Annotated in this window: 10 protein-coding genes; 7 read left to right on the top strand and 3 right to left on the bottom strand. The window is 71.2% G+C overall.

What is annotated here, in order from left to right:
- Positions 1 to 139 precede the first annotated feature (139 nt).
- Positions 140 to 649 (top strand): hypothetical protein, encoded by a 510-nt coding sequence (locus BLV01_RS25605; RefSeq protein WP_139178803.1) that lies wholly within the window; start codon positions 140 to 142, stop codon positions 647 to 649.
- A gap of 323 nt (positions 650 to 972) precedes the next feature.
- Positions 973 to 2,052 (top strand): Lnb N-terminal periplasmic domain-containing protein, encoded by a 1,080-nt coding sequence (locus BLV01_RS16840; protein ID WP_091802259.1) that lies wholly within the window; start codon positions 973 to 975, stop codon positions 2,050 to 2,052.
- A gap of 9 nt (positions 2,053 to 2,061) precedes the next feature.
- Here the strand turns inward: BLV01_RS16840 and BLV01_RS16845 are convergent, their stop codons facing one another.
- Together BLV01_RS16845 and BLV01_RS16850 are read right to left on the bottom strand one after the other, a co-directional pair.
- A complete protein-coding gene (locus BLV01_RS16845; RefSeq protein ID WP_175486042.1) occupies positions 2,062 to 4,881 on the bottom strand; it encodes a type 2 lanthipeptide synthetase LanM family protein in 2,820 nt (939 codons plus the stop codon).
- Positions 4,882 to 4,980: 99 nt separating this feature from the next.
- A complete protein-coding gene (locus tag BLV01_RS16850) occupies positions 4,981 to 5,262 on the bottom strand; it encodes a DUF6229 family protein (protein ID WP_139178805.1) in 282 nt (93 codons plus the stop codon).
- Between the two features lie 488 nt (positions 5,263 to 5,750).
- Between BLV01_RS16850 and lepB the strand changes: the two genes are divergently transcribed.
- The 5 genes from lepB (at position 5,751) to BLV01_RS16875 (ending at position 12,311) form a co-directional block, all read left to right on the top strand.
- A complete protein-coding gene (gene lepB, locus BLV01_RS16855) occupies positions 5,751 to 6,536 on the top strand; it encodes a signal peptidase I (protein ID WP_091802521.1) in 786 nt (261 codons plus the stop codon).
- A 107-nt stretch (positions 6,537 to 6,643) separates the two neighbouring features.
- A complete protein-coding gene (locus tag BLV01_RS16860) occupies positions 6,644 to 7,603 on the top strand; it encodes a DUF2268 domain-containing putative Zn-dependent protease (protein ID WP_139178807.1) in 960 nt (319 codons plus the stop codon).
- A 277-nt stretch (positions 7,604 to 7,880) separates the two neighbouring features.
- Positions 7,881 to 10,262, top strand: a complete 2,382-nt coding sequence (locus BLV01_RS16865; protein WP_091802268.1) for a TonB-dependent receptor — start codon at positions 7,881 to 7,883, stop codon at positions 10,260 to 10,262.
- Between the two features lie 184 nt (positions 10,263 to 10,446).
- Positions 10,447 to 11,601, top strand: coding sequence for a metallophosphoesterase (locus tag BLV01_RS16870; RefSeq protein ID WP_175486044.1), 1,155 nt, complete (start codon positions 10,447 to 10,449; stop codon positions 11,599 to 11,601).
- A 191-nt stretch (positions 11,602 to 11,792) separates the two neighbouring features.
- The gene (locus BLV01_RS16875) at positions 11,793 to 12,311 is read left to right on the top strand and encodes a hypothetical protein (protein ID WP_091802273.1); all 519 of its coding nucleotides are present in this window, start codon (positions 11,793 to 11,795) and stop codon (positions 12,309 to 12,311) included.
- A gap of 95 nt (positions 12,312 to 12,406) precedes the next feature.
- Here BLV01_RS16875 and BLV01_RS16880 read toward each other — a convergent pair whose 3' ends face one another.
- Entirely contained in the window at positions 12,407 to 12,835 is a 429-nt protein-coding gene (locus tag BLV01_RS16880; RefSeq protein WP_091802276.1) for an OsmC family protein, read from the bottom strand.
- Positions 12,836 to 13,412 lie beyond the last annotated feature (577 nt).

A 13,412-nucleotide genomic window follows, 5' to 3' on the forward strand; every position in this document is an offset into this window, starting at 1 on the left:
CGATTCGGTCATCGGCGCGGCAACGCATGCGCAGGCGAAGCCGCCGCGGATTGTGCGGCGCGCGAGACCGAAGCGGAAATCTGCGGCGTTCATTGCGTTGCGCTGCAGCGGCGAGCGTCTCGGCCGCTGCGCGACATCGATGCGCATCCATCTGGAAAACTGCGAGGAAACACACAATTCAGATGCAACGCCCATCGCCTGCGAACGGACATCGCGCGAAATATCGGGTATCGATACATTCGACCGATTGCATCGGGTTGCGCATCGCGCATTGCATCGTCAGCCCGAAGCGCCGAAGCCGGAGGCGGGCAGAACCGCTGGATGTCCGTTCCGATCGTGCGGCCGCGTGCCGCAGGCTGCGCATTCGCCGCCAGGCGAGCGCGATTCCAGCGACATCACGTCATGGAGTAAACAGTTCATGTATCGAACGAAGATGAAGTTGATGGCCGCCGCGGTGTTCGCGATGGGCCTGGCGATCGGCGGCATCGCCAGCGCGCAGGCGCCCGTGCCCGGGCAGAGCTGCAGCCCCAACGGAAGGTCGGTGAACGACGTCAAGAACGGTTGGCGCTACTACTACCGGTGCACGGGCGGCAAGTGGATCCTGGAAAAGGTCTGCCCCGTCGGCGGCGGCATCTGCTACTCGCCGTAACCGCTGCGGCCGGCTGAGGCCGCAACGCGCATGGACCCAGCGCCGCCGATGCGCGGCGCACCCCCGGCACCGTCGCCCATCGCCGGTGCGGCCATGCGTTCTCGAAAGCGTCCCGCGTGCGCGGGGCGCTTTCGAGCGACGGACGCGAGGCCGCGCGTCGCGGCCATCTGTCGGGCCTGGGCGAGGGCAACATCGCGCGCGTCGCCGCGCAAGACATGGCCGGTCGAACGGCCGCGCCAGGGGGCGGGCAGGCAAGGCATGCCGCGCGCCGGGCCGCCAGCGTAAAGTAGCGGACCGGATTCGCCCGTACGCAAGGAGTCGCCATGCCCGCTGCAAAGATCCCGCCGGTTCCCGGCGCGGGGCGAGGGTGGCTGCGCATCGCCGCGCTGGGACTCTTGTCGACGGCGATCCTGGCGGTCGCCGCCTGGGGCGCGGGCTTGATCGCGTTCCAGGGCCCGGCCGCGGCGCCGCTGCGCAACGGCTTGATCGGCGCGTGGTGCCTGCTCGGCGCGGCCGCCTGCGCGGCGTTGCCGTGGCGACGCGCAAGCGCGGCGCGGCGGGCGGCGCCGATCGCCTTCGCGGCCGGCTTCGCCGTATTGCTGGCGTGGTGGTTCGCGCTGGCGCCCTCGCAGGACCGCGACTGGGCCGACGATGTCGCCCGCCAGTTCGATGCGCAGGTGCGCGGCGACCGCGTGGTGCTGCGCAACGTGCGCGATTTCCAGTGGCGCAGCGAGACCGACTACACCCCGCGCTGGGAGACGCGCGAATACGACCTGTCGAAGCTGTCCAGCGCCGATCTGGTGCTGTCGTACTGGATGGGCCCGAACATCGCCCACACGCTGGTGTCGTTCGGCTTCGACGACGGCCGGCGGCTGGTGTTCTCGCTGGAGATCCGCAAGGAGCGCGGCGAAAGCTTCTCCGCGCTGGGCGGTTTCTTCCGCCGCTTCGAGCAGGTGCTGGTGGCCGCCGACGAGCGCGACATCGTGCGCACCCGCAGCAACGCCCGCGGCGAGGACGTCTACCTGTATCGCCTGAACCTTCCGCCGCAGACGCTGCGGCCGATGTTCCTCGGCTTTCTCGCCAAGGCCGATGAGTTGAAGCGCAAGCCGGCGTTCTACAACACCTTGACCAGCAACTGCACCACGGTGGTGTTCGAGATCGCCCGCCACGTCGTCCCGGACCTGCCGCTGGACTATCGCCTGCTGGCGGCCGGGCACTTCGCCGAATACGTCTACGACCAGGGCGGGCTGGTGCCGGGGTACAGCTACGCGCAGTTGCGCGAACGCGGCTACGTCAATCCGCGCGCGCGCGCGATCCCGGCCGACGCCGCGGACGCGGGCGCCTACTCGCGCGCGATCCGGCGCGGCGTGCCGGGCATCGCCGCGTCCGAACTGGCGCGGTGAGCCGGCCGGTCAGCCGCACTCCAGCAGCAGCGGCGACTGCGGCCGCGCGTGCGGGTGCATGCCGGCCAGGCCGTGGACCGCGCCGGCCAGCCCGGTCATCAGGCCGGGGGTGAACGCCTCGCGGGTCATCCCGCCGACCATGCCGTGGTGTTCTTCCAGCGCCGAGACGACCTGCGCGGTCGCGTCGGCGCAGTCGCTCGCCGAGCCGTCCGGATCGAGCGCGGACGCGCGCGCCAACAGCGCCCACAGCGAAAAATCGCCGTGGCACAAGGTGTGCGAAAGGCCCCAGTAGCCCTGCGAAGCGGCGACGGCGCGGCGCAGGTCGCGCAGATGGCGCGGCGCGGCGGTGCGCGCGTACAGGTCGGCCGCGGCCAGGCCGATGCCGACGCTGCCGCCGCACCAGGTGTGGATATCGGCCTTGCCGGAGATCGCTTCGCGCCAGTTGCCCGAGGACGCGTCGAACAAGCCGTCCTGGAACGCGAATCCGGCCTCGGCCAGCGCGCTCCAGCGCTGGCGGTCCCCGGGGCTGCCGGCGCCGGCGAGCGCCAGCCGCGTCAGCGACCAGGCGATGCCGACCGCGCCATGGGCGAAGCCGCCGACCGGTTCGGCGAACGCCGCGGCCGGCCAGCGCGCGCCGCGTTCGTCGACGATGGCCATCGATTCCAGGTGCCGGCCCGCGCGCGCGGCCAGTTCCAGCCAGCGCGGATCGCCGCTGCGCCGGGCGAGGCCGAGCAGCGGCACGATCGCGCCGCTGCAGCCGTCGATGAGGTCGAGGGAGCGGTCGGCGTCGAAGCCCTCGGCTTCGAGCCTGCCGGCGTAGGCGAGCGCGTGCTCCAGCAGTTCGGGGCGTTCCAGCAAGTCGTGCAGCAGCAGCCAGGACCAGATCCGGCTGCCGTAGCCGCTGAAGCCGCCGGCGCTTTCCAGGCGCTCGCCCGCGGCCATGCGGGCGAGCACGCGCAGCGCGCCGTCGATGGCCTCGTCGGTGCCGGCGACCGGATCGGCGCGGCCGTGGCCGACCTCGCGCCGATAGCCGGCCAGCGCGACCGCGACGCCGCCGAGCCCGGAGTAGATGTCCGATTGCAGCGGGTGCACGTGCCAGCCGGCGCCGCTCGCGCCCGGCGTGATCCAGGTCGCGGAGCGGTCATCGCCGTATACGGCCAGGCTCAGCAGGCGCTCGACCGCCTGCGCGGCGAGCGTGCGGCGGCGCCGTTCCAGGTCGTCGGCGTGCGGCCGGCGCGCGTGGTAGCGCCGCTGCGAGTCGTCCATCGGCGCGTTGGCGCGGTGGTTCAATTCGGTCACCACCAGCGCGCTGCGGATCGTCATTTCTTCCAGGTCGATGCGCATCGCGCGCCAGCCGGCGAGCGCGGCATCGACCCGCTGCGGCGTCAGCGACGAGGCGAACACCGGAATGTCGGCGTGGCGCAGATCGTCGATTTCCCGGTCGATCTCCTCCGCCGAGGACGGCGCAGCCGGCATCACCGCCGCGTTGCGCACGAACAGGTCGCGGGCGCGTGCGACCGCCTTGGCTTCGTCGTGCAGCGACGCCGGGTGCCACAGCATCCGGCCGATCTCGAGATAGGCCTTGGTGGTGCGGCGGATGTCGCGAACGCTGCAGCCGACGAATTCGCCGATCAGCGGCGCCAGCGCGCCGTCGGCGTCGAGCCGGCGCAGGCGCTCGCTGGTGTCGAGGAAGGCGCTGCTGATGCCGTCCCAATAGCGCGACAGTTCCGGCTGCGGGCTGGGATGGTTCTGGGCCAGGCCGACTTCGACGCTGATGATCTCGACGTGGGCGTCGGTGGTGCCTTCGCCCGCGATCACCGGCGCGAGCACGCGCGGCTGCTCGCCGGGCAGGGCGCCGGCGGCGGACAGGTCGACGTTGTCGAAACCCAGCGTCGGCGCGCGCGAGGGCACGATGCCGGTGCGCAGCACGGAACTGCGGATCAGCTCGCGCGCCAGGTCGTGGGCGTGGCCGTATCCGGACGGCGCGGTGGCGTGGGTGTGCGCGAACAGGCTCTCGACATCGACCACCACCGGCGTCGGGCCGACCGCGATCAGGTTTTCCAGGTGGATGTCGGTGCCGCCGAGCAGGCGCAGCACGGCCAGCCATTGGCCCAGGCCGGCATAGAAGCGGCGCAGTTCGCCGTCGCCGTCGCAATAGCGGTGGGCGACGTGCTCGGCCCAGCCGTAGTCGCCGCGATCCACCACCGCGGGCACGCGGATGCGGTGCGGGTCGGCCGGGAACAGGCGCTGGAGAAACCGGTCGAGCGCCGCATCCACGCGCAGCGAGCGCGGCTTGTACATGACCTGGCCGCCCTCGAACGAGAGCCGCGCCACCGCCTGGCCGTGCGCGTGCAGGTCGCCCAGGCCGAGCGCGATCGCGCTCAGCCGCCCGGCGTCGCCGCCGAGCAGCGGCGCCAGCGCAGCGCGGTCGCGCGCCAGGCGCGCGGCCAGCGCCGTCGTCCCGGCGCATTGCTCGTAGAGCACCCGCGCCAGGCGCGCGCGCAGGTTCGGATAGCGGCGGTCGAGGTGGCGGCCGAAGTCGTCCTGCCGGCAGCGCTGGACGAACCGTTCGAAGCGCGCGGCATCGTCGCCGCCGCCGAGTTCGTCGGCGCACTTGGCCGCGTACAGCTCCAGCAGCAGCACGCGGTTGAGCTTGAGCCGCGCATTGGCGTGCAGCGCTTCGACCGCGGCGTCGCGGATCAGCCGGATTTCTTCGGGGTCCAGGGCCGGCGCGAGTTGCGCCAGCGACGCGGCGAGCCGGTCGCGGGCCGCCGCGCAGAAATGTTCGACGATCGGCGCGAAGCCGCCGACGGAGCCTGCATCGGTCATCGTGTCGTCCATGAGCGGGAAGGATCGGGCCCCGCCGCCGCGAAGGCGCGGGGCGGCGCGCAGCCTAACGCGGCTGCGCGCCGTTGCTTGCGGCAGAACTCAGGCGCAGATGCAGCAGGCGACACCCGAGCAGGTGATCGCGGTGCGGGTCGAGAACATATTGGCTTCGTTCGGGGACGTCAGCGCATCTTCGGTCGCCGCGGCGCCTTCGATGTAGAGCGGGCCGGCGGGATTGCCGCGGCCGTCGACGCTGTCGGCGCCGTTGAGCCAATCGGACACATGGTCGTCGTTTTGCATGTCGCCACTCCTTCGGTTGTGGTGTCGGAAGAAGCCCTGCGAACGGAGGCTGTCCAACACACACAGCGCATCCTTGCCGGGCATCGGTCTGCAACTTCCTTGAGCATCGCGGCGTCCGTCGTGCGGATGCGGACGTGTGGTCCGGTGCGGGAAAACGCCGCATCCGCATCGTCGCGCAGGTCGAAAGCGTTTGTCCATATTTGGTGCGGCGCGACAATGAAACTGACAGTGCCGCGGCGAACGTTCGGCGACGAACTGTGATCGTCGTGCGCATGGGCGTACTCGCAGTTCACAAACGTCGAATCGCGCGCGCGGCACTACGTACGTTCGGTCGTATCCGAGCGAGCGCCGCGGTCCGCGCCGGCTTCGCGCTTGCCGACACGGTCGCCCGCACCCGAATCGAAGGCGCCGATGGCCGCTGCGCAGTCGCTTTTTCGTGGCGCACGATCGCAGCGCGACCATGACTTGTGGCAGGCGTCGCGGCGCGCGATCGGCGCACACTCGCCAGGCGTCGGCCGTTGCGCGGAGCCGTAACGATGGCGCGCCCGGGTCCGACCTCCATGGAGCAAGCGATGCGCTGGTTCGAAATCGCACTGGTGTCGCTCACCGCCTTCACCGGGCTGGTGTGGCTGCTCGACAAGCACTGGCTGGCCAGGCGCCGCGCCGCGCACGCGGGCCTGCTCGACGAAGGCGACGAGCCCTGGGTGGTGGATTACTCCAAGGCGTTCTTCCCGGTGCTGCTGGTGGTGCTGTTGCTGCGCAGCTTCGTCGCCGAGCCGTTCCGGATTCCGTCGAATTCGATGATGCCGACGCTGCTGACCGGCGATTTCGTCCTGACCAACAAATTCGTCTACGGCCTGCGCCTGCCGATCAGCAACACCAAGGTGCTGCCGATGGGCGAGCCCGCGCGCGGCGACGTGGTGGTGTTCCACTCGGTGCAGCGCGCCGACGTCAACCTGATCAAGCGCGTGGTCGGCTTGCCCGGCGACCGCGTCGAGTACCGCGACGGGCGCCTGACCATCAACGGCGCCGCGGTGGCCTACACGCCGATCGGCGCCTACACCGGCCACGGCAGCGGCGCGGAAGCGACCGGCGCGCAGGAGCTCAGCGAAACCCTCGGCCGCCATGTCCACCGCGTGCTGCTGCGCCGCGACCTGCCGCAGCCGTTGCTGGCCGAAGGCGAGTGGACGGTGCCGGCGGGGCAGTACTTCGTCATGGGCGACAACCGCGACAACAGCGAGGACAGCCGCTACTGGGGCTTCCTGCCCGAACGCAACCTGGTCGGGCGCGCGTTCCTGGTCTGGCTCAATTTCGACGACGGTTTCGACTTCGAACGCATCGGCACGTCGATTCCCTGACCGCGGCGGCGCATGCGCAAGTCATGACTTGCGGCAGTGAGCAGGCACGGCCAGCGGGCGCAGACTCGGCGCTGTCCGCGCAGCCGCGCCACCGAAATCCGCCGCCCATGCCGAAGCCGTCGCTCGCCCCGCCCGCACCTGACCGCCGTCGTCGCCTGCGCGCCGCCGTCTGCCTGGCCCTGCTCGCCATCGCCGCGGCCGCCAACGCGGCCGGGCCGGCCGGCGAGCCGGACATCCGCACCGACGACGTCGACCGCTTCTACGCGCTGTACGCCGCCACCGACGGCAAGCCGAGCGTGGCGCAACTGGACGAATACCTCGCCCAGGGCAGCCCCAGCCTCAAGGAGTTCGCCCAGCTGCGAAGGGTCAGCGGCGAGCGCATCGCCGCGCAGATGGCGGCCGATCCGGCGATGTACCGCGACGCGCGCGAATGCATGAAGCTGCTGCCGCAGGTGAAACGGCGGGTGGCGGCGTCGCTGCGCACGCTCGGCGAGCTGTATCCGCAGGCGCGGTTTCCGCCGGTGGCGATCGTGGTCGGCCGCGGCAAGCCGGTCGGCATCACCAACCCGGCCGGCGTGACCGTCGGGCTGGAGGCGCTGTGCGCGGCGGACTTCATGAATCCGGACCCGGAAGACCGCTTCGTGCGGGTGATCGCGCACGAGTACGCGCACATCCAGCAGCCCGCCGCCGCCCAGGATCTGGCGCCCGACGACCCGCGCGCGAGCGTGCTGGGCATGTCGCTGACCGAGGGCGGGGCGGAGTTCGTCGCCGAACTGATCGCCGGCGGCGTCGCCAATCCGGGCCTGGCCGTGCGCGTGCGCGGCCGCGAGCGGGCGATCGGCGAAGCGTTCCTGCGCGAGCAGGACGACCGCGATTTCAGCGGCTGGATGTTCAATTACCGCAAGGGCTCGGACGAGCCTTACGACCAGGGCTACTGGGTCGGTTACCGCATCGCCCGGGCCTACTACCAGCGCGCCGGGGACAAGCGCGCGGCGTTGGCCCGGATCCTGGAAATGCCGGATACCAAGGCGTTCCTGCGCGACAGCGGATGGGCGCCGGGGCAGTGAGCGCGGGGCGCGGCGTGGCGGCGGCGCGCGGGCGTGGGCGCGGCGACCGCAGCGGAAAGCATCGGGTCTGAAGGCCCGGCCACGGCGCTGCTTTGCCGTATCTGTCCGCACCCGGCGTTCGCCCGCGCCGATCGCGCCGCGCTGCGCACAGGGCCTGAAACTGGCGTGAAACACAGGTGACATACCTTGCCGCGGCGCGGAGAATACCGCCCCCGCTGCCGGCCCCGCGCCAGCCGGACGCATTCGCAGCCAGGCGCCACGAAAGGATCCCACCCCCATGTCCGTTGTTTCCGCCGCACGCCTGCCGCAGCGCAGCCGCGTCGCCACCGACCATTCCCGTCGCCCGCTCGCGCGCACCGCGCTGGCCAGCGCCGTCGCCAGCCTGCTGCTGCTCGGCGCCGCGCTGCCGGCCGCCGCGCAGCAGGCGGCGGAGGCCGACGCCGCGCCGGCGCGCGCCACGGAAGGCAACGCCACCCAGCTCGACGCCATCACCGTCACCGCCGAGCGCCGCGAGCAGAACCTGCAGGACGTGCCGGTCTCGGTCGGCGTGGTCCAGGGCGATGCCATGCGCGTGTTCACCGCCGGCGGCGACGACACCCTGCTGGCGCTGTCGGGCAAGGTCCCCAGCTTCTACGCCGAGACCACCACCGGCCGCATCTTCCCGCGCTTCTACATCCGCGGCCTGGGCAACATCGACTTCTACCTCGGTGCCTCGCAGCCGGTGTCGATCATCCAGGACGACGTCGTGCTCGAACACGTCGTGCTCAAGTCCAACCCGGTGTTCGACGTTGACCAGGTCGAAGTGCTGCGCGGCCCGCAGGGCTCGCTGTTCGGCCGCAATACCACCGCCGGCATCGTCAAGTTCGACAGCATCAAGCCGAGTCAGGACTACTCCGGCCGCCTGAGCGCCAGCTACGGCACCTACAACACCGTCTCGCTCGACGGCGGCGTCGGCGGCCCGATCAACGACGTGCTGTCGTTCCGCGTGTCGGCCCTGTACCAGCACCGCGACGACTGGGTCGACAACACCTACAACGGCCCCAGCGCCGACGGTACCGTGTCGCCGAAGAAGGACACGATGGGCGGCTACGACGACCGCAACCTGCGCGTGCAGTTCCTGCTGCAGCCCAGCGAGAACTTCTCGCTGCTGGCCTCGGCCCACGCCCGCGACTACGACGGCACCTCGACCCTGTTCCTGCGCAACGCGCTGCGCAAGGGTTCCAACGAAGTGTTCGGCGCGCGCGACAAGGTCGCCTACGACGAAGCCGGCGACAACCCGCAGGCCTACAAGACCTATGGCGGTTCGGTGAAGGCCACCTGGCGCTTCAACGAGATGTCGCTGACCTCGATCAGCGCCTACGAGACCACCTCCGGCTACAGCCGCGGCGACACCGACGGCGGCGCCGCGGCGAACTATCCGGTCAACGGCCAGCCCAACGGCTACGGCCAGTCGATGGGCCAGGTCCGCGACCTCGACCAGCTGACCCAGGAAATCCGCCTGGCCAGCGAAAACGACGACGCCCTGCAGTGGCAGCTCGGCGCGTTCTACTTCGACGGCCGCGACACCACCGACTTCTACCAGCGCGCCTGGTTCCTCAGCGGCAACGCGCGCAATCCCAACAACTGGGTGCGCCTGCGCAACAGCAACACCTCCTGGGCCGCGTTCGGCCAGCTGAGCTACAAGTTCGGCGACAAGTTCACCGTCACCGCCGGCGTGCGCGAGACCCGCGACAGCAAGCGCACCCGCCTGCTCAAGACCGCCGACAGCGCGGCCGGCGTGTCCACCTACAAGGGCCGCCGCGACGTGGAGATGGCCGACACCACGCCGAGCTGGGACCTCAGCGCGATGTACGAGATCAACCCGCAGGTCAGCGTCTACGGCCGCGTCGCCCGCGGCTTCCGCGGCCCGACCATCCAGGGCCGCTCGGCGGTGTTCAACGCCGACTTCACCACCGCCGAGTCGGAAACCATCCTGTCGTGGGAAGCCGGCGTGAAGTCGAGCCTGTTCGACAACCGCCTGCGCCTGAACGCGGCGGCGTTCACCTACACCGTCGACGACATCCAGCTCAACGGCAACGACTCCAACGGCAACGGCGTGCTGTTCAACGCCGACAAGGCCCGCGCCTACGGCGTCGAGGCCGACCTGGACTGGCGCCCGATTCCGAACCTGTCGATCACCGCCGGCGCCAGCTGGCTGCACAGCGAGATCCAGGACAAGCGCGTCTACGCCCAGGTCTGCGGCTTGAACGGCCAGGTGGTGTGCACGGTCAACGATCCGACCATCAAGATCGGCTCGAACGTGTTCGCCCAGGTCGACGGCAACCCGCTGCCGAACGCGCCCAAGTACAACCTCAGTCTCGGCGCGCGCTACGACATCCCGGTCAGCGACGCCGGCGCGTTCTTCGTCGCCACCGACTGGAACAAGCAGGGCTACACCAGCTTCGTGCTGTACGACTCCAAGGAGTTCAACTCGCGCGGCAACTTCGAGGGCGGCCTGAGCGTGGGCTACACCGGCGGTTACGGCGCCTACGAAGTGGCGCTGTTCGCGCGCAACATCACCAACGAGAAGAACCTCAAGGGCGTGATCGAGAACTACATGGCGGCGGTGTACAACGAGCCGCGCGTGGTCGGCGTGTCGCTCAACCTCAAGTGGCCGTGATCGCGCGCCTGGGTTGACCGCAACGGCCCGGCCGCGGCGGGGCTTGCGAAAAACGGGGCTCTTCGGAGCCCCGTTTTGCGTTGCGCGCGGCCAAGGCCGCGGCGCAACCGCCAGGAAACGGACTTGTCCGCGGGCCCGCCAGGCGCCAAGCTCGGGCGCTGTCCGTCGCCGCACCGGAGATCCCTTGGACGCATCCGTTCCCGCCGCCCGCCGCCGGCGCCTGGGCCTGGCGCTGTACGCCGCCTGCCTCGGCAGCGCGGTCGCCGCGCCGCCGCCGGCCGCGCCGCCGGCGCCCGCCGCCGAAGCCGCCTTCGACGACGGCCCCTACATCCGCTACGCCGAGGGCGCCGTGATCGCGCGCTGGGTCTGCGCCGGCAAGGTGCTCGAGCGCCGCTACCCGGCCGCGCGCTGGCCGGTGCGGGTGCCGCCGCGCTGCGGTTTCGAGCGGCCGATCCTGGTGCGCGCGCCGGCGCAGCCGCAGGCCGATGCGGCGGACGCGCCGGTGGCGCGGATCGCGGCGCTGTCGGACGTGCACGGCCAGTACGACCTGCTGGTGCGGCTGCTGCAGGCCCACGGCATCGTCGGCCGCGACCTGCGCTGGCGCTACGGCCGCGGCCATCTGGTCGTGGTCGGCGACGTCTTCGACCGCGGCCCCAAGGTCAACCAGGCGCTGTGGTTGCTGTACTCGCTGGAACAGCAGGCGCGCGACGCCGGCGGCGGCGTGCATTACCTGATCGGCAACCACGAGGCGATGGCGCTCGGCGGCGACCTGCGCTACGTCAATCCCGGCTACCAGCGCAGCGCCGCGGCGCTGGGCGAGACCTACCCGCAGCTGTACGGCCCCGACAGCGTGCTCGGGCAGTGGCTGCGCACCCGCCAGGCCATCGCACGCGTCGGCGGCATGCTGTTCGTGCACGGCGGCATCTCGCCCGACTACCTCGCCGGCGACGTCGACACCGAACGCAGCAACGCCGCGTACCGCGCCTCGCTCGGCACGCCCAAGGCGGTGTGGCAGGACGATCCGCAGCTGTCGCCGCTGTACAACGGCAAGACCAGCCCGATCTGGTACCGCGGCTATTTCACCGATCCGGCGCTGCAGCGCGAACAGGTCGATGCGATCGCCGCCAGGCTCGGCGTCTCGCGCATCGTCGTCGGCCACACCACCCACCACCACATCGCCAGCTACTTCGACGGCCGGGTGATCGGCGTGGACAGCGGCCTCAAGAACGGCGAGAGCGGCGAGATCCTGCTGGTCGAGGACGGCGAGCCCACTCGCGGCGCGCTCGACGGCGGCCGGCTGCCGCTGCTGCCCGGCGAGCGGCTCAAGGACGAAGACTGAACGCGGTCGCGCGGCCGCCGTGCATCGCGCGCGCCGCGAACGTGCGCGGCGTCGGGCCGGCGCGGCGAAGCTGATCGGAAGATGAGCGGACGGCCCGAAACTGCAATCTGCCGTTCGCATGCCTGCGTTATTCTCGCGCCGCTTGCACAGGCGACCTCTCGCCGCGCATTCATACGACAGGAGCGGCAAGGATGAACATGCGCAAGTCGGCTCGGGCCGCGGCGATCGCGGCGATGTGGGGCCTGGCGCTGGCCGCCGCGGCGTTGCCGGCGGCCGCGGCCGACTGGGTCCACAGCGGCCGCTACCAGTACTTCAGCGAAGGCCCGCTCGGCGGCAACGGCTCCAACGGTTGCCAGAGCGGCGCCACGCCGCTGCCCTCGGGCGACTGCGTCGCCGATCCCGGCACCGGCTGGGCCGCCAACTTCAACGCCGCGATGGCCGCGGCCGACGCGGTCGAAGCCACCGGCGTGTGCGTGCTGGGCTACCAGTACCCGTCCTCGTGCCGCTTCGCCGGCTACGCCCTCAACGGCCAGGGCGTGTCGGCGAGCGAGACCTTCTACGCCCCCAACGACTTGCCGCGTCCCTGCGTCGCCGGCACCCACGCGGTGGGCTACGTGATCTTCCGCCGGGTGGTCGACGCCCAGGACGGCAGCCCCGACGACCGCGGCATCGAAAGCGACTACTCCGCCGACGAGTACCAGTGCCGCTGAACGGGCCAGCGCCCGGCCGCGGACCGGGCCTCGGACGCGATCGGGGCTGATCGCATCGGCCTGCGGGCGAAAGCCCGTGCCGCGTCAACCGCGCCTCACGCCTGCGCGCCGGCCGCCAGGGCCGTGGCGATGCGCACCTCGCCGGTCAGCACCTTGTGGATCGGGCAGGCGTTGGCGATCTGCAGCAGGCGTTCGCGCTGTTCTTCGCTGAGCTCGCCGCGCAGGACGATCTCGCGCTCAATGTCGGTGCCGGCGGCGGGCTTGCCGGCGGGGTTGAAGCGCAGCGTCACTTCCACTTGCGCCAGCGGCCATTGCTTGCGCTCGGCGTACATGCGCACGGTGATCGCGGTGCACGCGCCCAGACTCGACAGCAGCAGGCGTTCGGGCGAGGGCGCGCTGTCGCCGCCGCCGACCTCGGCCGGTTCGTCGGCCTGCCAGCGGTGCTCGCCGTCGTCGACGAAGCTGACCGCGTAGGGCGCGGATTCGCCGCGGGCGTGGACGCTGGGGACGGTCGATGCGGTCATGCGGGTTTCCTCGGGCGGGGACGGGGCTGCGCTGCGGCGAACACGACAGTAAGCCCGCAGGGCGGGCGACGACAGGGGGCGCGAACGCATGCAGCGTTTCATGCCGCGAACGCCGCGGCGTCGGCGGATGGGGTAGGCGCGGCGCAGCGGCGTTGTGGTGCGGCGGACGATCCGCGCCATCGTTGCGGCAAGGCCGGAATCCATGTCGATGTTGGCCGGATCGTCGCCTGGGCGCGTGTGCGTGCGGACACCTCGCAAGCCGGCACGCTACAGGATCATCGCGATGCAGCCCTGGGTTCTCGCCTTCGCGGGAACGACGCAGGGTGGGGTCGCCGCGTCCTGGCCCGCCGTGATCCCGCGAAGCCGGGGCCGAAGATTTCAGCATCGCGCTTCGACCGAATCGGGTTCTGGCCCTCGCGGAAACCACGCGGGTGGACTCGCCGCGTCCTCGCCTACCGTCATCCCCGCGAACGCGGGGATCCACAGACTTCAGCGCCATGCTTCGACGGATCTCGCGTTCCCGCCCCGCAGCCACGATGTCCCGCCGCGCCGACTTTGCGTTTCCGGGCCGATCGCC

The sequence above is a fragment of the Lysobacter sp. yr284 genome, assembly GCF_900107375.1.
Classification (GTDB): Bacteria; Pseudomonadota; Gammaproteobacteria; order Xanthomonadales; family Xanthomonadaceae; genus Lysobacter.